The 17,724-nt window shown below is 46.4% G+C and carries 16 protein-coding genes and 21 tRNA genes; 10 read left to right on the top strand and 27 right to left on the bottom strand.

Going from position 1 to position 17,724, the window contains the following annotated elements:
- Positions 1-33 precede the first annotated feature (33 nt).
- The 7 genes from HYW89_02440 to HYW89_02410 all read left to right on the top strand — a co-directional run bounded on the left by HYW89_02440 (position 34) and on the right by HYW89_02410 (position 5,393).
- Positions 34-510: a hypothetical protein gene (locus HYW89_02440; protein QQG45733.1), complete on the top strand. Its 477-nt coding sequence runs from the start codon at positions 34-36 to the stop codon at positions 508-510.
- A gap of 2 nt (positions 511-512) precedes the next feature.
- A tRNA-Ala gene (locus tag HYW89_02435) sits at positions 513-583 on the top strand.
- 259 nt (positions 584-842) lie between these two features.
- Positions 843-1,373, top strand: a complete 531-nt coding sequence (locus tag HYW89_02430; GenBank protein ID QQG45732.1) for a hypothetical protein — start codon at positions 843-845, stop codon at positions 1,371-1,373.
- Positions 1,374-1,484: 111 nt separating this feature from the next.
- Positions 1,485-1,910, top strand: a complete 426-nt coding sequence (locus HYW89_02425) for a non-canonical purine NTP pyrophosphatase (GenBank protein ID QQG45731.1) — start codon at positions 1,485-1,487, stop codon at positions 1,908-1,910.
- A complete protein-coding gene (locus tag HYW89_02420; GenBank protein QQG45730.1) occupies positions 1,907-3,526 on the top strand; it encodes an AAA family ATPase in 1,620 nt (539 codons plus the stop codon). Before HYW89_02425 ends, HYW89_02420 begins: the two co-directional genes overlap by 4 nt.
- A 255-nt stretch (positions 3,527-3,781) precedes the next feature.
- A complete protein-coding gene (locus HYW89_02415; GenBank protein ID QQG45729.1) occupies positions 3,782-5,008 on the top strand; it encodes a patatin-like phospholipase family protein in 1,227 nt (408 codons plus the stop codon).
- Positions 5,009-5,159: 151 nt separating this feature from the next.
- Positions 5,160-5,393 carry a hypothetical protein gene (locus tag HYW89_02410; protein ID QQG45728.1) on the top strand — a complete coding sequence of 78 codons (234 nt, stop codon included), beginning with the start codon at positions 5,160-5,162 and terminating at the stop codon, positions 5,391-5,393.
- 210 nt (positions 5,394-5,603) lie between these two features.
- Here the strand turns inward: HYW89_02410 and HYW89_02405 are convergent.
- From HYW89_02405 to HYW89_02310, 20 genes are all read right to left on the bottom strand, one after another.
- A tRNA-Arg gene (locus HYW89_02405) sits at positions 5,604-5,682 on the bottom strand.
- Positions 5,683-5,721: 39 nt separating this feature from the next.
- Positions 5,722-5,797 (bottom strand) — tRNA-Ile (locus HYW89_02400).
- A 166-nt stretch (positions 5,798-5,963) separates the two neighbouring features.
- Positions 5,964-6,041 (bottom strand) — tRNA-Leu (locus tag HYW89_02395).
- A 10-nt stretch (positions 6,042-6,051) separates the two neighbouring features.
- Positions 6,052-6,127, bottom strand: a tRNA-Arg gene (locus HYW89_02390).
- A 66-nt stretch (positions 6,128-6,193) separates the two neighbouring features.
- Positions 6,194-6,280: transfer RNA gene (locus HYW89_02385), tRNA-Ser, on the bottom strand.
- A 44-nt stretch (positions 6,281-6,324) separates the two neighbouring features.
- Positions 6,325-6,402: transfer RNA gene (locus HYW89_02380), tRNA-Thr, on the bottom strand.
- Positions 6,403-6,668: 266 nt separating this feature from the next.
- Positions 6,669-6,751 (bottom strand) — tRNA-Leu (locus tag HYW89_02375).
- A gap of 136 nt (positions 6,752-6,887) precedes the next feature.
- Positions 6,888-6,964: transfer RNA gene (locus tag HYW89_02370), tRNA-Lys, on the bottom strand.
- 36 nt (positions 6,965-7,000) lie between these two features.
- Positions 7,001-7,087, bottom strand: a tRNA-Trp gene (locus HYW89_02365).
- A gap of 53 nt (positions 7,088-7,140) precedes the next feature.
- Positions 7,141-7,215, bottom strand: a tRNA-Val gene (locus HYW89_02360).
- Between the two features lie 32 nt (positions 7,216-7,247).
- Positions 7,248-7,326: transfer RNA gene (locus HYW89_02355), tRNA-Asp, on the bottom strand.
- An 11-nt stretch (positions 7,327-7,337) separates the two neighbouring features.
- Positions 7,338-7,413 (bottom strand) — tRNA-Phe (locus HYW89_02350).
- 30 nt (positions 7,414-7,443) lie between these two features.
- Positions 7,444-7,519 (bottom strand) — tRNA-Cys (locus tag HYW89_02345).
- Positions 7,520-7,531: 12 nt separating this feature from the next.
- A tRNA-His gene (locus HYW89_02340) sits at positions 7,532-7,605 on the bottom strand.
- Between the two features lie 174 nt (positions 7,606-7,779).
- A tRNA-Gly gene (locus HYW89_02335) sits at positions 7,780-7,856 on the bottom strand.
- A gap of 27 nt (positions 7,857-7,883) precedes the next feature.
- Positions 7,884-7,959: transfer RNA gene (locus HYW89_02330), tRNA-Ala, on the bottom strand.
- Positions 7,960-7,992: 33 nt separating this feature from the next.
- Positions 7,993-8,070, bottom strand: a tRNA-Pro gene (locus tag HYW89_02325).
- Positions 8,071-8,208: 138 nt separating this feature from the next.
- Positions 8,209-8,284, bottom strand: a tRNA-Gln gene (locus tag HYW89_02320).
- Positions 8,285-8,312: 28 nt separating this feature from the next.
- Positions 8,313-8,388 (bottom strand) — tRNA-Asn (locus HYW89_02315).
- A gap of 39 nt (positions 8,389-8,427) precedes the next feature.
- Positions 8,428-8,502, bottom strand: a tRNA-Gln gene (locus HYW89_02310).
- A gap of 338 nt (positions 8,503-8,840) precedes the next feature.
- Between HYW89_02310 and HYW89_02305 the strand changes: the two genes are divergently transcribed.
- Positions 8,841-9,317 carry a hypothetical protein gene (locus HYW89_02305; protein QQG45727.1) on the top strand — a complete coding sequence of 159 codons (477 nt, stop codon included), beginning with the start codon at positions 8,841-8,843 and terminating at the stop codon, positions 9,315-9,317.
- A 45-nt stretch (positions 9,318-9,362) separates the two neighbouring features.
- Here HYW89_02305 and HYW89_02300 read toward each other — a convergent pair whose 3' ends face one another.
- The 3 genes from HYW89_02300 to HYW89_02290 are packed head-to-tail and all read right to left on the bottom strand — an operon-like array spanning position 9,363 to position 12,699.
- Entirely contained in the window at positions 9,363-9,884 is a 522-nt protein-coding gene (locus HYW89_02300; GenBank protein QQG45726.1) for an Hsp20/alpha crystallin family protein, read from the bottom strand.
- 44 nt (positions 9,885-9,928) lie between these two features.
- Positions 9,929-10,648 carry a PrsW family intramembrane metalloprotease gene (locus tag HYW89_02295; protein ID QQG45725.1) on the bottom strand — a complete coding sequence of 240 codons (720 nt, stop codon included), beginning with the start codon at positions 10,646-10,648 and terminating at the stop codon, positions 9,929-9,931.
- The gene (locus HYW89_02290; GenBank protein ID QQG45724.1) at positions 10,636-12,699 is read right to left on the bottom strand and encodes a valine--tRNA ligase; all 2,064 of its coding nucleotides are present in this window, start codon (positions 12,697-12,699) and stop codon (positions 10,636-10,638) included. Before HYW89_02290 ends, HYW89_02295 begins: the two co-directional genes overlap by 13 nt.
- A gap of 62 nt (positions 12,700-12,761) precedes the next feature.
- Between HYW89_02290 and HYW89_02285 the strand changes: the two genes are divergently transcribed.
- Complete coding sequence (locus HYW89_02285) at positions 12,762-14,270, top strand: aldehyde dehydrogenase family protein (GenBank protein QQG45723.1); 1,509 nt, start codon at positions 12,762-12,764, stop codon at positions 14,268-14,270.
- On the opposite strand, the gene tsaD is transcribed toward HYW89_02285, so the two are convergent.
- A complete protein-coding gene (gene tsaD, locus HYW89_02280) occupies positions 14,267-15,472 on the bottom strand; it encodes a tRNA (adenosine(37)-N6)-threonylcarbamoyltransferase complex transferase subunit TsaD (GenBank protein QQG45722.1) in 1,206 nt (401 codons plus the stop codon). The genes HYW89_02285 and tsaD overlap by 4 nt on opposite strands.
- Positions 15,469-15,927: a hypothetical protein gene (locus HYW89_02275; protein ID QQG45721.1), complete on the bottom strand. Its 459-nt coding sequence runs from the start codon at positions 15,925-15,927 to the stop codon at positions 15,469-15,471. The genes tsaD and HYW89_02275 overlap by 4 nt, the downstream gene beginning before the upstream one ends.
- A 98-nt stretch (positions 15,928-16,025) precedes the next feature.
- On the opposite strand from HYW89_02275, the gene HYW89_02270 reads away from it, so the two are divergent.
- Positions 16,026-16,733: a hypothetical protein gene (locus HYW89_02270; protein QQG45720.1), complete on the top strand. Its 708-nt coding sequence runs from the start codon at positions 16,026-16,028 to the stop codon at positions 16,731-16,733.
- Between the two features lie 26 nt (positions 16,734-16,759).
- Here HYW89_02270 and HYW89_02265 read toward each other — a convergent pair whose 3' ends face one another.
- Positions 16,760-17,143: a hypothetical protein gene (locus HYW89_02265; protein QQG45719.1), complete on the bottom strand. Its 384-nt coding sequence runs from the start codon at positions 17,141-17,143 to the stop codon at positions 16,760-16,762.
- Between the two features lie 56 nt (positions 17,144-17,199).
- On the bottom strand, positions 17,200-17,721 hold the full coding sequence (locus HYW89_02260; protein QQG45718.1) for an NUDIX hydrolase: 522 nt from the start codon (positions 17,719-17,721) through the stop codon (positions 17,200-17,202).
- Between the last annotated feature and the right edge of the window lie 3 nt (positions 17,722-17,724).

Below are 17,724 nucleotides of genomic sequence, written 5' to 3'. Positions count from 1 at the left end.
TTGGCAAGGACCCGATTTACAGCTAAAGAAGTCTTGAAACTGATCCGCCTTGCCCACAAAGAACTTAAGAGAGTACCAGTGAGGAGAGAGTTAAGAAATATTTCAGAGGCTGGAAGGAAACATTTTGGTTCTTGGAATGATACAATTCTAGCTGCTGGTTTAAAACCCCATCGGTCTCACGGTCACCGCATGTATAAAAGAATGAATGCAAAAGCATCTGACGGGCACTTATGTGATTCTATCTCTGAAGCAATAATTGATAATTGGTTAACTAAACGGGGCATAGTGCATTTAAAGGGAACCAGATATCCTGATACGAATTTCCGCGCGGATTGGGTAATAGGAAATACCTTCGTTGAATATTTTGGTCTTTTAAAAGACAGTCCGCGATACGACAGAGAGGTTAGAAGAAAAAGAAACTTCTGCAAGAAGCAAAGCATTAAATTGGTTGAAATTTATCCTACTGATCTCTACCCAAAGATCGCGCTAGAGAATAAATTAAATTTGTGATAGGGCCCATAGTTAAGTGGCATAACGGCGCATTCGCATTGCGCAAGCGGGAGTTCGATTCTCCCTGGGTCCATCGCGAAATTCCGAAATCGCGGCTCCGCCGCGCTGATAAAAACCGCCAAAGAACCTGTAAAAATACTTGCCCCGTTAAATTTGTGAAGCAAATTTGTTCGGGGTCGGCTCGAACTGTATTTTAATTTTGGGAAAAGAAAATCTTTAATCATACGAGCGAAAAAAATTACAAAGAATCTTGGCAAGAGTACTACGGAGAATATCCATACACAGAGACCGACGAAAGACATGATTTGAGTCCCGAGGAGTTTGCCAAAGAAATGCTAAGGGTTTTTGAATCGGCTGGAGTTTTGGATATGATCCAAAAGGAAAAAATTTCAATTCTTGCGTCTTCTGTGAGCACGGGTAAGAAAGACTGGGCATTTCTAAAAAATCTTGACGAAGCTATTGGTGCGCTAAAAAAATCTCATAATCCAGAAATTTTCTTGACAGATTTTGCTCTAACAAAAGATAGAAAATCTGTCGTACAGAAGCCGCAAGATGAATACAAGAATTTAAATTTTCATATAGTTGCTAGTGATGCATATCATTTACCATTTAAGTCCGCCTTCTTTAAGGTTTTATACGAACGATTAGGCGCGTTATACCACGCCGCAGATGAAGACATAACTAAAAAAACTGGCGGTAAACTTACTCGCGAAATGGTAGAAGAATACAAAAGGGTCATAGCTCCGGGTGGCAAAATAATCATTGATTGGATAAATAGTCGAGTTCCAGTTTCTACGGCCGAAGAAATTACTGATGCGACAAAAGAAGATATAGAAAAGTTTTTTTGGAGACATGGGATTTAACGTCGAATTTTTTGGAGAAGGCGAAGGTTTCATAATTTTAACTTATCCGGAACTCGAGACTAAAGAAGTACTAACCCAAGAGGCTGCATAGCCGCCAAAGAAAAACTTGTCGTGCCTAAGGCAGATCCGCCTCTGCTAACGCTTGCGGAAGATGCTGGCCTAGAAGTTGACATACTGAATGGAAGGCCTGGCGTATATACCGCAAGGTACGCACCGGGCACAGACGAGGATAGATATCGGAAATTGCTGAGCGAACTTCAAAATGTATCAGAGGAAAAACGCACAGCGCGTTTTAGGGCGACTATAGCAATTTATGATCCTAGCAATGACAAAGTAAGAACGTGTGAGGGTATTTATGAAGGGAGAATCGCGTTAGAACCGATAGGCAACAACGGCTTCGGATATGACCCAATTTTTTACAACGAGGAACTTAACAAAACAAATGCTCAAATGACGATGGAAGAAAAGAATAAAGTAAGCCATCGTGGAAAGGCGTTACGAAAAGCAAAAATAATTCTGCAACGTGATTTTTTATGACAAGACAAAAAATGAAATACAAAGGAATAGCGGTTTTCGGAGCCCCCGGAAGCGGCAAGACGACCATAGCCAAATTATTCTTGATTTCTTTTCCTAGAGCAAAACACATTGAAGCGTTTGATACAGTTATCAACCCTGCCGCTTCCATTAAAGAAAGATTGCCAGAAAACGAAAATGGTTTTATCCAACAAATCAATAAAATTTTTGGGACAAAAATTGATAAGAAGATTTCTCGCGAAAAGGCGCGTAATTTTTTCAGTTATCTCAAAAACCGCTATTCCTCGGCGGTTATTGCGAAAACAATAATCAATATCCATCAAGAAAGATTTCCTGGAAAATTTATTGTTATTGCAGGAATTAGAGGTTACCGAAACTCAACTTTTTTCAAAAAGAATGGATACCTTGTTGTCTATTTGAAAACTCCCGATAAACATCTTTCAGCGCGTGTTTCAAAACGAGAAAGTTTTTCACAAAAGGATGCCGAAAAAGAGCGGCAAATTGAGGAGCGGCTTTTTTCAACGAACAAGGTTGAAAAAATTGCTCACCTATCTTTCAATACAGCGGTGACTAAACAAAAAGAAATTGTTGCTCAAATTAGAGCGTTAGTCGAGGTAGTTGAGTGTAAAAAATGTGTGAATACCAGCACTAATTTATCCAACACTATCGGGAAATCTGGTTTATGCGATGTATGCGAACGATATGTGAAAAATTTTAGCAAAACTCCATTACTAAAGGAGTTGAAATTTTTACTTTCGCTCAAAAATTCAGGTAAGGGTAAGTATGACGCAATGGTCGGTATATCTGGCGGAAAGGACAGCACGGCAACCCTCTATGAAACTAAGAGCATGGGCTTTACCCCTCTCGCTTTTTCCTTAGACACTCATTATTACCCTAAGCACATTTTCCCAAGAGCAAAACAAGTTGCAAAGAGATTGAGTGTTGATTATGAAAAAATAGATGCGAGAAAGTATATGCGTCCAGTTGATCGTGCTTGTTTTAAAAAAACGGCAGATTTATATGCCGAGCATGATTCTTTAGAACTGAAAGAGAAATTCAGAAAATGGTATGTGGAAGGTAGAAGACACTATTCAATCAAATGCCAGCATACAATCCCGTTTGTGAGAACTTGCCAACTATGCAGGCGGCTTATTGTTCGTGCCTACTACGGGGAAGCCCAAAAACATGGGGTGAATGTAATTATTCTCGGAATTAATGAGTGGGCCGGATTAAGCCAAGATAGTGAGTCGAAAAAGTTTGTTTTTTCGGCGATTCGGAAATTACAGCCATTCAAAAACAAGCCGCCTGTCTATATCGTTCATCTGCCGTTTCTTTTGCAAAGAAAAATTAAAGATACGGGAAAGATTTTAAGAAAATTAGGGTGGAAAATTCCACGAGGCGAAAGGTTGATTGAATCAAATGCAAACTCTTGTCTATTTGCAAAAGCGGCAGAAAATAAAGCAAGACGAATGCTTGGTTTTCATCCAGACGCTACGCGTCTGGCGCGCGAAGTTACAGTAGGATTTATCAGTAAGAAACAAGCGAGACTAGCTTTGGAGAAAATTCATAACTATAATAAAAGCGTCAGACAGGTTTTGAAAGAAGCTGAAATTATCTGATTTGGCGGCGAAAAAATTCTGGCCTCTCGCGAGGGCGCGGCGCAAGGGCGAGGTGAGGGAGGAATTCCGCCGCACCCGACCTGTCCGCCGAAGTTTCAACGAAGGCGGAGCGTCCCGCCGGAGCGCCTGCCCGCCGAAGCCTCGGCGCAGGCAGGAAGCGGAGGCGGTCAGTTTCGCTCAAAGAAATTTCGCGCAAAGTTTAGAATATCCCATAGATCAACTTGTACCAGATTTTGCCAAGTTATTTCATTTTTTATGAAAGAAGGCCCACCAAATAATATAAAAAGGGAGACAGCTGGCTCCGCCGAGGAGATTCCGGCAGAATTTGAATTTCATCAACAGCGATTTGAGAAAATGGCAAAGGAGTTTAATGAACGGGGGCTGCTGCAAAAAGTTATGGACTGGAGACGCGGAATCGGATGGAAAGCGCAAATGACGGCAATGGACTTTGCACACGAGGAGGCCCTGCGAGATAATGCTGATTTTGAACGGAGGAGAACCGAAGAGTTTCAAGCCTGGGAGAGAAATCTAAGGTCGGTTTTAGATCATCTTATCCAAAGACGGGACGGTAAAGAAGAAAGGCCACGAAAGTTTGTTCTCCTAATACTAGGAGGAGGCATGAAGGGTCCTTATAGCGCTGGACAGGCCTTGGGATTGCACGAAGTTGGTTTGGGTAGAGCATTTGATGTTGTAGTGGGTATTTCTGCCGGAGCCGGCACAGCCGCCTATTTTTCAGCGGGGAAAGAGCAAGCACAAATTGGAACCTCTCTTTTTTATGAAGAGTGCACCACAAAAGATTTTATTGATTTCAGGCGCTTACATCAGATTATGAACGTCGATTTTATCGCCAAGGCAATGCGCCACGGTCCAAAAACTCTTGACCAAAAAGCGATTATGGATTCGCCGCAAGAACTCTATGTCGGTGTTACTGATCCCAAGACATTCAAATCGAAATTCATAGATGTAAAAACAGCTACACCCGATATGATAAGCCCGTTTCATGCCTCTATGGCTGCCCCGATTGCTTATCGAAAAGCGGTTGAGGTGAATGACGGACGATATGTTGACGGAGCCTTTGATCCTATGCCGGTTGAAAAAGTGATTGAACAATTTCAACCGACAGATATATTAATTTTACCAAATACACCCTTTGACCGAATGGACGCATTTGAAACGACCCCCGGCGAATATCTCGTATCGGAGCTTATCGAAGGAGCTTCCAAAGTCATCCCAGCAGCTTCATTAGGAACAGTAGAAAAATTCTTACGAATCAAAGAACAAATTAGGAAATCGCTTGAGTTTATACAAAAGCAAAAAGGCGTAAATATCGGTATTCTCTGGCCGCGAGATTCCGGCCTAACCAATGTCACAACCGATGCCGTTAGAATAAAAGCTGCAGTATTAGAATCAGCGCGCGGGGTTATTAAAGAGTTTGGTGCTCAACAACCCAGAGAGATAGAACTATTTGAATCCAAAAACTGACTTATCATCACTCCATACAGTCTGCGTACAAAAGTTTGCCGCTTGTCCAGACATTCTCCACCAAGAGAAATAAATGCTATTGACTATGATTTAGTATAAGGGCCTTCCTAATTAAAGGTCTAAAATCAAATAAATCTATAAACAGAATAGTATGGAGCAACAGCCAACAAATAAAGAATCTGAAAGAAAAGAAGATTTGAATTTCATGACCGAATTAGCACAAGAAAGACAAAAAAGGGTCTCTGGGTTGTTAAACCAACTTTTAGGAGTGAATGATACAGCTAATCAGGCCGACATTTTACGGGAACTTGCTGTTGAAAGTGGCGGGTTGAACAAAACGATAGAAAACATGATTAAGCGTGTTCACAAAGATATAAAGAACTAATTCAAGTTAGTGAATCATAGAGTCGCCTCACAAAAGTTCGCAGAGCAATCTAAGTGATGAAAATAAAGTAGGGTTGATCCGCGTAAACCCCACCATGATATCTGCGGCTGGAATGTCTGCGACACCAACCGATGCCTTTTTTTATTTTGTCCCCCCCAAAAAACACAAAAGGCATGTCTTTATGACATGCCCGTTTTGGTTTGTGGGGATTGGTAGGCCCGGGAGGATTTGAACCTCCGGCCAGAGGATTAGAAGTCCCCTGCTCTGGTCCTGGCTGAGCTACGGGCCCCCACGTCAGATTTTGGTTGTTTTTAAAAAGAACTTTGGTTGGTACAGGGAGATGGGTTCGAACCATCGACCTCTGGATTATCGGTCCAGTGCTCTACCAACTGAGCTATCCCTGCACCGCGTTTCCTTTGACGCTTTTGGTGCCCGAGGGGGGATTCCTCCTCACCCGCGCTTTGCACTCCGACTTCTGTCGGAGGCTCCGCGCTCCTTCGGAGCCCGGGTTTTCAAAACATGAAGACATTCATGTTTTGAAATACCCTTCGAATCCCATTTTGTAGTATTTGGTGCCCGAGGGGGGATTCGAACCCACCACTTTTCGGATTTTAAGTCCGCTGCCTCTGCCAGTTGGGCTACTCGGGCACCGAGCATTTGGAGCGCCCAGCAGGATTTAAACCCGCGACCTCCCCGTCCGTAGCGGGGCGCTCTATTCGCTGAGCTATGGGCGCCCTGATTTTCAAAAAGAAATTCGTTTTTGGTGATCAAATCAGACTTGGCCCCAGCCAAGTTAGACTTGGCGGTGGGAGAAGGATTTGAACCCTCGAGGCTTTCGCCCACGGTTTAGCAAACCGCTGCCTTAAGCCAGACTCAGCCATCCCACCACCGGAATATCAAGCTCTGGATTGATGGACCAAGCTGAGCTTGGTGGAGCACCCGGTCAGATTTGAACTGACAACCCTCTGCTTACAGGGCAGACGCTCTAGTCCGATTGAGCTACGGGTGCTCTGTCTGCTGGTCACAATTATTTGTGTGGTCGCGGGAGAGGGATTTTTCCTCACCCGCGCTTCGCACTCCGACTTCTGTCGGAGGCTCCGCGCTCCTTCGGAACCCGGGTTTTCAAAACATGAAGACATTCATGTTTTGAAATACCCTTCAAATCCCGTTTGGTCAGACTTGGCGATGGCGACGGGATTTTAACCCTCACGGTTTCCCACCAGACCCTCGATCTGGAGCGTCTGCCAAGTTCCGCCATCCCGCGACTTGGAAATCTGGTGCCGGGGACAGGACTCGAACCTGCACGGTTGCCCAGCGGATCCTAAGTCCGCAGTGTCTACCAATTCCACCACCCCGGCACAAGAGTTTCTATTGTTTGGGTTTGGTGGGTGGGGTAGGATTTGAACCTACAAGGATTTTTGGTCCCACGGAGTTACAGTCCGCTGGTGTCACCCATCACCGCTCCCACCCACCTCTGATATTTCGGTTTAGACTTGGTGTGCCGTAGAGGATTCGAACCTCTGGCTCCCAGATTAAGAGTCTGGAACTCTACCGGGCTGAGTTAACGGCACACTGGATTTTTTTGGGTTGGCGGGCCAAGTCAGACTTGGCGGGCCGGGGAGGATTCGAACCCCCAAGACCATTTGGTCGACGGATTTGGAGTCCGCTGGTGTCACCCATCACCGCTCCGACCCGCTGTCCTACCGTTATTAATTTTAGTGTGTTGTTTGGCGGGCCAAGTCAGACTTGGTGGGCGGTGTAGGATTTGAACCTACGACCCCCTCGGTGTAAACGAGATGCTCTTCCGCTGAGCTAACCGCCCACTCAACGATTTGGCGATGGCCAAGTCAGACTTGGCGATGGCGACGGGATTCGAACCCGTGACCTCCGGCTTGACGGGCCGGCGCTTTAGGCCTGGCTAAGCTACGCCACCGCAGGGAATCTTGGTGCCACGGGCTAGTTTCGAGCTAGCGACCTCCGGTTCTTCAGACCAGCGCTCTACCGTCTGAGCTACCGTGGCCCGGATTCAAGTGGTTTGGTTGATCAGATTTGGAGTGGCTGACGGGATTCGAACCCGCATAGACCAGATTTGCAATCTGGCGCCTGTCCATTTCGGCGACAGCCACACCAGAAGGGGTTGGGGTGACCTATGGGATTCAAACCCACGTGCTCGGAGCCACAGTCCGATGCCTCGTCTCTCGGCCAAGGTCACCACCGATATTCGACTCTGGGAAGAAAAGTCTTGGAGCGGGTGGTGGGACTCCTCCTCACTCGCGCTTCGCACTCCGACTTCTGTCGGAGGCTCCGCGCTCCTTCGGAGCCTGGGTTTTTAAAAAGCAAAAACATTTGCTTTTTAAAATACCCTTCGAGTCCCTCTTATCAAATTTGGAGCGGGTGGTGGGACTCGAACCCACAAAAAACCAACTTGGAAGGCTGGCGCCTTAGCCATTCGGCCACACCCGCCCCGTTTGAACTGCATCCAAAAGTTTTTGGTGGAACCGGTCGGACTTGAACCGACGACCCCCTGATTGCAGGTCAGGCGCTCTCCCAACTGAGCTACGGCCCCACTGAAACGCGTCCTGATTTATCAAAAAAGAGTTGGTCAGGGTGGTAGGATTTGAACCTACGACCTCTTGGTCCCAAGCCAAGCGCCCTGGCCGGACTGGGCGACACCCTGACATGGAGTTTGGTTGCGGAGGGCGGAATTGAACCGCACGCCACTCGGCTTATGAGACCGGTGGGAGCGCCAGCTCTCCCCGCAACAGATAATGGTCAAGCAGGTTACGCAAAGCAAATTGGTTGGCCAAGATTAGCTTGGTTGGGAGGGAAGGGTTCGAACCTTCGGTTTCCGAGTTCAGGGCCCGGCGTCCTACCAGTTAGACGACCTCCCAACTCGAATCCCCTATCTATTAGTAGGATTGGCTGCAGGGGAGGGATTCGAACCCTCATCGTACGGATTAACAGTCCGTTGGATTGCCAGTTATCCGACCCTGCAGCAGGATTTTGTCAGAGGTTGGCTGGGCCAAGTCAGACTTGGCTGGGGGAGAAGGATTCGAACCTTCATCTCTGGATCCAAAGTCCAGTCGCCTGCCAATTAGCAGATCCCCCAGCAGGTTCATCCCCCCACCAACCGGAAGGTGGGGGGATTCATTTTTTGGTGTAAAAGGGCTTTAAGTACTACTATAACTCTCTGGGCTATAGGTTGTGGTTTCAGATGAGTAACCTCTATTCTAACATAATTTTTTTAAGAAGTAAACCCCTCACCCCACACAGCTACTCACCATTCTGAAAAATTACGCCGAAGTCTTACTTCCTTCGGGAAGAGAGACTTCGACTCTTTTCGGGCTCGTGGGCAGATACCGCCCCACACCCATGTATGAGTGTGGGGGTGTGTCGATTTGCAGGAGGCTTTCGGGGCTGTTAGAATTTTTAAATAGAAGACATGTTATGAAATTTTTTGTTACTATTTTAGCTATTTTAGTTTTTATTGCGATCGGTTGGTATTCCTTACCCGCAGATTTTCGCGAAAAAGCAATGGCTTTCATTGGAATTGCCGGCCGCAGAGACCGGCAGGAGATAAGACAATTTGTAGAGGACGCGATCTTGCCGGAAGACCCCAAAGAAAGACGCGCGGTACTAATAGGAGAATTGAAGAAAAACATTGAGGAAATAAAAACCGTCACTGTATCGTCAAAAAAAATAAACCCCCCAAAAAATCAGGGGATATTAAGTGTCGCCGGACAGAAAACAAATACGGTGCCGGATGAGCTCATAAAAAAATCCGAGAGTATCGTAAAAGAACTTGAAAATGCCAATTTTGATATACCAATAAGAGAAAAAATAATAGAAAGAGTTTTGGAGTTTGTTCTGCCATCAAAAAATACAGACGAATCGGTTGTATGTAAAATAGAAAAGAAACAGTAATAAAAAACCACCAAGTCAGACTTGGCGATTTAGTTATTGTTATATCTATACAGTTTTCACCTTTAGTTTTTGTACCACCCCCTTGCGGCGTTTAGGCATTCTTATAGTGAGAAGGCCGTGTTTTAAGGATGCCTCCGCCATATCTTCTTCTATCTCCTCCGGTAAAATTACGGAGCGTGAAAATGTTCCCCAAAAAAGTTCCTTGTAGTAATAATTAGGCTCGTCCACCTCTTCGGTTTTTTCCCTTCTACCCCTGATGGTAACGGTGTCGTTGGTCAAGGAAACGTCTAGATCCTCCGGCCTTACTCCGGCCACCGTAGACTGAATGATAACAGAATCGCCGCGATCGTAAATATCAACCGTAAGTTCGCCCTCCTCTTCCTGTAGCTCATCCGTCGTCGGGTGGTTATCCTCCAACTCAATCTTTAAATGGGCGCGTGGTATTTCTTCTTTGGGCATTGACAGCTTTTTGTTAGATTGCCTTTTTTCTTCCAACGGCACAATCTCGTCAGTTGGCGACGCCAAAGGCTGCCTTGAGCCTGTTAGTTTTTCAAAAAAAGTAGACATAAAAACGCCGAAAGGCGAAGGACGAAAGACAGATGTTTTTGTCTTTAGTCTTTAGTCTTTGGATTATTTTTTAATCTTTCAAAATCAATAAACACCATTACCGCCATTATAGAAAGAAGAAGAATAATGTAAAATGTACTCTGCGGCAATAGTTCTCTTACCAGTATAAGATAGTTAAAAAGTGCATGCAAGATGGAAGCTACTATGACTCCCAGAGCAACAAAATGGTGATGGCGCGGCGAGAAAAAAGCGCGGGCCAAAAAGAATCCCACTATTCCCGAGGAGAGTGCGTGTAAGAGATTGGCGCCCAGAAACCGGTTAGCTGCCACCTCGAGTCCCGCAAAAATACCCTCCCGGAAAAGCGGCATAATAAAAAGCGAATTTTCTATGGCCGCAAAACCAAGGGCGGCCGTCATCATATAAATCATAGCATCTATCGGTTCGTCAAAGTCTGGCCGCTTCGTTATCAGCAGCTTTACCGGAAGATATTTTATATATTCTTCCACCAAGGCGATTATCAAAAAGAACAAAAGAGCGTTTTTTTCCAAGGTGATGAAAGAAGATACGGCCCCACCCTTGCCAACGAGAAAAATTTCCACCACCGCCGCCAAAAGGGCCGCAGCAATGCCCCCCAAGAAAGTAATTATTAACAAAACTTTTGGTTCCGGGTGTCTGTCTTCGCGCAAATAAAACAAAAGCCACAATACCGGAGGGATAAAAGTAAGGAGGATATAACCAAGATTAGTTGCTATTACCGCGGCCATGACTCAATAATTAATAATTTTTTACCTTTTATAGGCAGATTTCCCCACAGGCCTTCGGTGACAAGGGGCATAAGGGGGTGCAAAAGCTTAAGGGTGGTTATCAAAACATAACAAAGGACTTGTTTTGTTTCCGGGTTGTCTTTGTTTTTTGAATACTCAATATATTTATCGGCAAAATCGTGCCAGACAAAATCATAAAGTTCATGCAGGGCCGGCCCGAACTCATAGCGATCAATAAGTGTACTAACCGAAACTGAAACCTTTTTCAATTTTAAGACAATCTTTTTACTTTCTGTGCTTTGGGGTGAAACCTTGGAGGGCACCGTTATTTCCCCGTTAGTTTTTAACAACACAAAGCGGGTTATGTTCCAAAGTTTGTTCGCAAATTTTTTACCGGCCATCACATGCTCTTCCGACCAATGAATATCTTGTCCACCCATAGCTTGCCAGACTAAGCCAAAACGGGTCGCATCGGCGCCGTAGCGTGAAATCAAATCCATTGGGTCTATGCCGGTGCCGAGCGACTTGGACATCCGTTTTCCTTCTTTGGTGAGAATGGTGGCGTGTATTATTACGTCTTGAAACGGAGCTTTTTTTGTAAACTCAAGGCCCGAAAAAATCATCCGGCTGACCCAGAGGTTTATTATGTCACGTGCGGTGGAGAGAACCTGCGTGGGGTAAAACGTTTTGAGGTCTTTGGTTTTTTTGGGCCAGCCTAGAGTCGCAAACGGCCAAAGCGCGGAAGAAAACCAGGTGTCTAGAACATCCTCCGTGCCCTTTAGCGGTATTCTATGTCCCCACCAGATTTGGCGGGAAATAGTCCAGTCTCTGACGTTTTTTAACCAATCAAGATACACTTTTTCCCAGCGTTTGGGATGAAATTTTACTTTGCCAGATTTTACCGCTCCGATTGCTGTTTTGGACAGCTTGTCCATTTTCAAAAACCACTGGAGTGAAGGAAGGGGCTCAATATTAGCGGAACAGCGATAGCACACCGAGACGTTATGCGTGTATTGCTCCTCTCGTTCAAGGAAGTTTTTTGTACGGAGTTCCTCTACGACTTTTTTTCTGCACTCTCCTGCCGTAAGGCCGATACATATTGGCTCGGCCTCTTTGGTCATCCGTCCGTTGATACCGATTACTTTAATCGCAGGAAGTTTGTGGCGTTGGGCAATTTCGGCGTCAAGCAAGTCGTGCGCCGGGGTTACTTTTACGGCCCCAGTGCCAAACTTGGGGTCTACGGCCTTGTCAGCTACCACGGGTATTTTTCTGTTTTTTAGCGGCAGCACCACCTCTTTACCAATAAATTTTTTATAGCGTGCGTCATTGGGATTTACGGCTACTGCCGTATCTCCCAGCATGGTTTCTGGCCGCGTGGTGGCCACCGTAATAACCCCGCCGCCATTTGCCAGCGGGTAATTTATATAGTAAAGAGTTCCTTTGATTTCTTGATACTCAAGTTCCAGATCCGAGAGCGAGGTCGCGCAACGCGGGCACCAATTTACCACGCGCTCGGCCCTATAAATCCAACCCTTTTTGTAGTAATGAAGAAAGGCGGTTTTTACTGCTTTCTGATATTCCTTATCCATAGTGAAGCGGGCACGCGACCAATCAAGAGAACAGCCAAGTTTTTTAAACTGACCCAAAATAATATCCCCGTATTTTTCTTTCCATTGCCAGACTTTTTCTAAAAATTTTTCCCGCCCAAGATCGTAGCGCGTTAGACCCCCCTTCTTGAGTTCCTTCTCCACCACATTTTGGGTGGCAATCCCCGCATGATCAGTCCCCGGAAGCCAGAGGGTTTTGTATCCCTCCATCCGTTTTTTGCGGATCAAGATATCCTGAATGGTTGCGTTCAGCGCATGTCCCAGATGAAGTGAGCCGGTGATATTGGGCGGGGGGAGCGCGATGGCATAAGTTTTTTTACTGTTCGGATTATCAGCCCGAGGCTGATGCGCCTCGGGCGCAAAAAATCCGGATTTTTCCCACATCCGGTAGACTTTTTCCTCTACTTCTTTTGGATTGTATTGGGTCGGAAGATCTCTTGACATAACGAAATTTTGTCGCTAACTTGATTATGGCGCAAAGTGCGCTCTTTGAAAAGGAGAACAAGGTGGAAGTACTTTACGGCAGGAATTATATCAACAGTATGTGGGGTCCGATGCGCGCTGATTTTGTAGTTGGGGAACCAGCAGCCGGGACCGTTCTTGGTTATGCGCCGCAAGCTACCAAAGAAGAGATTGACTCTGCGGTTGCTGCTGCCAATGACGCGCTGGCGATTTGGGGTGATCCACGTCGTTACTCGTGGGTAAGGCGTGCCGAAATCATTGATGAGTGGGTGCAGCTTTTGAAAGCAGATAAAGAAGGATTGGCAAAGCTGATAACACGCGAGAGCGGGAAACATATTGATGAAGCACGTGCGGATGTGGTTGAGGCCATACATATGCTGCAGTATTGTGCAGGTCGGGGCCGACATCCTATAGGGCATAAAATTTCTTCGGAGATCCCCGACAAGGAGTCAGAAACTTATCTTAGTCCCCGCGGTGTTTGTACAGTAATCACCCCGTGGAATTTTCCTGTTGCCATCCCGACGTGGCTGATCGGGCCGGCACTGGTTTCCGGGAATACTGTGGTATTCAAGCCGTCAGAAGATACGCCTCTTTGCGGTCAGCGTCTGGTGGAGCTTTTTCATGAGGCAACTCGTGGACCCATTAGAGATACATCTTTAGTGCCGCCGGGCGTTCTTAATCTGGTGCACGGAGATGGAGAGGTGGGGAGCTATCTTGTATCGCACCCCGGAACGGTGGGCCAGCTTTTTACGGGTTCTTATGCAGTAGGCGCAGAGGTAAAAAAGAAAACCGCCGAGCACTTTGATAAGTTTGCCGTTTGTGAGATGGGCGGGAAAAACTCGGTCATCGTACTAAAAGATGCTGATTTAGAACTTGCGGTTGCCGCCTCTATTCTCTCGGCGTTCAAGACCGCCCACCAGCGTTGTGTTTCGGCGGACATGCTTATTGTAGAAGAAGCAATCGAGCCGGAATTTACTCAACTTTTTCTGGATAAGGTAAAAAGGTTACGCTTTGGTGACCCGTTTGACCCCAAAAACTTTGCCGGTCCGCTGATTAATAACGCGGCCGTAGAAAAATATTTTGACTGCGAACGGACAATACTGGCTGACGGAGCGGAACGTCTTACTTCTTACGTGGGAGGACGACACGGCCTTTATGTTCTGCCCAATGTTTTTCGTATGCAGTATCGGCCCACTACGTTTGCTTTACGCGAGGAATTTTTCACGCCCAACGTGGTGATTGTACCAGTACGTGATTTTGATGAGGCATTGCATGTTGCCAATGATCACGAATATGGCCTTTCCATGGCCCTGATTACAAATGACTTTCGTAAGATGCGCGAGTTTAAGATTAGGGGTAGGGCCGGTCTGAAGTATGTAAATCTGCCCTCTATTGGCGCAGAAGTTCATTTGCCCTTTGGTGGAATGCGTCGTTCCGGCACCGGCATGCCTTCAGCAGCGTGGCTCTTTAACTATCTCTGCCACGAAACCGCGTTTACCGTAAATTACGGGCAAGAAATTAAGCTGGCCCAAGGGCTTTCAGCAAGGGTTTAAAGTTTGGCGTTCGCATCAGCTCCGATTTTGCTCGGGGCTTTTTTCTTTCCGGCGAAAAACGCGGCGAGAGCGATAATCAAGGCATTATCACCCGAGAGTCCAAGCGGCACTGTCAAACACTCGGTGTTTGACAGTTCGCGGGCTACAGTTCGGATAAGTCTCCTGCGCAAAAGCTTGTTTGCCGCAACGCCGCCGCCCAAGAGCACCGTTTTTGCTTTATATTCTTTGGCGGCACGTATGGTTTTTTTGACGAGGACATCCACTACAGCGTCTTGAAATTCTTTGGCAATAAAAGGACGGAGTTTCTTCGCGCGTTTTACACCCAAATCCCGCACGAGGTAAAACACCGCAGTTTTCAATCCTGAAAAGGAAAAATTATAATCTTTTGAGTTTGTCATGGGCCGCGGCAGTTTAATACGCTGAAGTCCGACTTCAAAACCGTCGAAGTCGGACTTCAATCGATCGGCAAGCCGAGAAATTTCGGGTCCCCCCGGATACCCTAACCCAAGAAGTCTCGCAACTTTATCAAATGCCTCGCCAGCCGCATCGTCCAATGTCTCGCCAAGAATTTTAAATTTTCCGCCGCCCCCCACAAGTACCAATTCGGTGTGTCCGCCGCTGACCAGCAGAGCGAGCGCGGGAAATTTGATAGCTTGTAGGCCGCCGCTTTTTTGCAAAAAAGCGGAGTAGAGATGGCCGGCCATGTGATTGACCGGAATCAGGGGTTTGCCCCAAAGATACGCAAGCGCCCGCGCGAAATTCACGCCCACCCACAAGGCCGGCGCAAGCCCCGGCCCGTAGGTTACGGCAATGGCGTCTATCTTGGGGGACACGAGAGGCACGATTCGTTTATTGAATTGTTTAAAAAGCTCCGGCTCGCGCGCCAGCACAGATTTAAGATTTAAGACTTTAGATTTAGGAATTTTCTGTTTTGGCGTTTTTCTTAAATCGTAAATCTTAAATCGTAAATCTTTTCGCCCGGCTTCAGATAGTGCCTGCAATAAAGTTGGTACGAGACTGCGCTGGTGTTCTCTTTTGGCCAAGTTCGGCACCACTCCTCCAAATTTTTCATGGATTTTTACCTGTGAGGAGATGATGTTGGAAAGAACTCTGATTTGCGGTTTTCTTTTTGGGCCAAAAAATTCCGCAATGGCTATTGCGGTTTCGTCACAGCTTGTTTCTATGGCTAGTATTCTTTTCATAACAACCTTTTCAGCAATTCTTCCGGGGTTGGTATCACCTCGTGGACTAATTTCCGGGGCGAGGGCTCCTCGTAAAGATCATGCGGGTAAGAACCCATGAGTGTTCGATCGTCTAGAGCATAGATGGTTTTACCCAAAGCCGCTGCGGCAAAAAGTTCCCCCGAGGTGTTGGCCCCGATGTATCCATTTTTATTGAAGATAAAACAAACATCAGCCACGCGTACTTTACGGAAAAGATGATCATAAACCTTGCCGGCAACCGTGGCGCGGTACATGGGGTTTTGTAATCTGTCTTTTTCGTGCTGGTTTCTGAATTCGTGCGGATGATCTTCAAATTCCGGATCAAAAACAACAACGTGGGCATCTCGCTCCTTGGCTAAGCGTTTAAGTTCGGCAACGAACTCTTCCATGTCTTTTTTGAACCTTTGACTTGAGCAAAAGACTACGGATTTCATGGCACCATAAACATACCAGATTTTTTGGAAAAACAAAATATTGACTTAGCACAGAAGTTAGAGGATGCTTGGGGCAGCACCAAAGCTACGGGGTTTACATGCAGCGTTTAGGCATTACGGTAACAGGTTTTCCGGGATCTGGCTCTACCACGTTTGGCAAAAAGCTAGCAAAAAAACTTAATTGGCCCCCGCCCTATTACTCCGGTGGAGTAATTCGTTGGCTTACGGCAAAAATTGAGGAGGTGGGGCGTGAAATGGTTTTGGCTATGCCGCCACAGGAAGTAACAAGGGCCATGGAGTCTGGGTTGATAAACCCCCAGCCTAGGTTAACCCAGGCTTATGCGGAGTTTCCCCCAGAACTTGATCGGTTGGTTGATTGGGTGCAGATGGAGTTTCTTGAGAAAAAGGATTGTGGAGTACACGAAGGAAGAATTGCTTGGTTTTTAGCAAAAAAATTACACGAGGAAGGCCGGGCACTAGACAAGATTTTTATAAACATCTGCTGCGTGGTTGACCCCCAAGTTGGTGCGCTGCGTCAGCTGGAACGGGCAGAAAATTCAGGGAAAACAACCGAGTCTATCTTGGAAGATACGGAGAAAAGGGTTTTGGTTGAGCAGGGGCGTTATGACGGTTTGTATGGTCTGAAAAACCACCTTGCTCCAGACAACTTTGATGTTGTAATTGACACCACAGAGCTTGATGCCTTGGGGGTTTTGTGGCGAGCCCTGCAGCTGATTGACCGTATACGCCCCAAGCTTCTTTCGCCGCATCTTGGCTTTGACGTCCCCGGCAGCAGACGTCCTTAAATTCAGAAGACCCGCATCAGCGGGTCTTAGTTTTTATTATAAACGGGATTGAGGTTGGCAATTACTTTCTTTAGTGATTCAATGTGCCAATTTTTATCGCGGCCGCAGTGTTGGCACTCCGGCGTTTGTCGGCGTTTAATTGCGGAAATTCCCAGAGTAGCAAGGGTAAGGTAGAGTCTGGCCGCCAAGGGCATTATCTTTGGAATAAAACTTTCCCTAAGGATTAACGGGAGATCCCACAAAAGAAGTTCTGCTTCTTTGTGTTCTTTGTCTTTCAGGAAGCAGGAAAGAAATTTTTCTCTGCAAAAGAGTAAGATATAGCGAAGAGAATGAAGTTCGTCTTCGTCTATGGTTATCAAAGCCGGACTTGTGTGTATTTTCCAACCCTTCATCTCAACCCCCACAGGCATTTATTATATAACTATATCACGGATCCTCATAAAACGCAAATCCCGCTTGCGCGGGATTAAAGAATTCCCAGCTCTTTAAATAAGAAGTACATAGGCGGTTCAAGCCCCGGGTTTTCCCGCCAAGCAGGGTCGGTATTGGAGGCTTCAACCAGACGAGGCAAGTCGTGGCCGTCCGGTGACAGAGAAATCCCTTGGGATTTAGCAAATTCCTGAAGTCGTTCGGCGAGCTCAATAATTCTTTTCCGATCGGCCCAGAAGTAGCTTTTGGTCTCGTCCTGAGACGGTTTTATTTCGCCTGTCCATCCGTTGGCTTCAAATACGGTCCAATCGTGCTGCGCGCCGCCTTCTCTTTTGCAGGGATTGGGAAGACCGATTTCAAGTTTTTTTTCCAGTCCCCCGGTCTTAAGCCCAACTTCTTCAAAAAGTTCTTTTTTCGCGATAGTTTCGGGGTCATCTCCGTCCTGATGTCCGGCCGGGATCGCGAACCCGAAGTTGTACTTTCTTCGCTCAATCATTAAGAGTTCTCCCTTGTTCCAAACCAGTATTCCCACGCTTTTGTTGTCGCAGATTTTTGGCATATT

Source organism: Candidatus Sungiibacteriota bacterium (assembly GCA_016432465.1).
Taxonomy (GTDB): domain Bacteria; phylum Patescibacteriota; class Minisyncoccia; order Sungbacterales; family HO2-52-23.
Note: the sequence above shows the minus strand (reverse complement) of the source record. Positions and strands in the feature narration are given on the sequence as shown.

Coding starts and splice junctions, on each gene's coding strand:
- HYW89_02420 (QQG45730.1), top strand. CDS start 1,907: ATGACAAGACAAAAAATGAAATACAAAGGAATAGCGGTTTTCGGAGCC.
- HYW89_02295 (QQG45725.1), bottom strand. CDS start 10,648: ATGGCCGCGGTAATAGCAACTAATCTTGGTTATATCCTCCTTACTTTT.
- HYW89_02265 (QQG45719.1), bottom strand. CDS start 17,143: ATGCCTGTGGGGGTTGAGATGAAGGGTTGGAAAATACACACAAGTCCG.
- HYW89_02300 (QQG45726.1), bottom strand. CDS start 9,884: ATGTCTACTTTTTTTGAAAAACTAACAGGCTCAAGGCAGCCTTTGGCG.
- HYW89_02260 (QQG45718.1), bottom strand. CDS start 17,721: ATGCCAAAAATCTGCGACAACAAAAGCGTGGGAATACTGGTTTGGAAC.
- HYW89_02430 (QQG45732.1), top strand. CDS start 843: ATGCTAAGGGTTTTTGAATCGGCTGGAGTTTTGGATATGATCCAAAAG.
- HYW89_02290 (QQG45724.1), bottom strand. CDS start 12,699: ATGTCAAGAGATCTTCCGACCCAATACAATCCAAAAGAAGTAGAGGAA.
- tsaD (QQG45722.1), bottom strand. CDS start 15,472: ATGAAAAGAATACTAGCCATAGAAACAAGCTGTGACGAAACCGCAATA.
- HYW89_02270 (QQG45720.1), top strand. CDS start 16,026: ATGCAGCGTTTAGGCATTACGGTAACAGGTTTTCCGGGATCTGGCTCT.
- HYW89_02415 (QQG45729.1), top strand. CDS start 3,782: ATGAAAGAAGGCCCACCAAATAATATAAAAAGGGAGACAGCTGGCTCC.
- HYW89_02410 (QQG45728.1), top strand. CDS start 5,160: ATGGAGCAACAGCCAACAAATAAAGAATCTGAAAGAAAAGAAGATTTG.
- HYW89_02305 (QQG45727.1), top strand. CDS start 8,841: ATGAAATTTTTTGTTACTATTTTAGCTATTTTAGTTTTTATTGCGATC.
- HYW89_02275 (QQG45721.1), bottom strand. CDS start 15,927: ATGAAATCCGTAGTCTTTTGCTCAAGTCAAAGGTTCAAAAAAGACATG.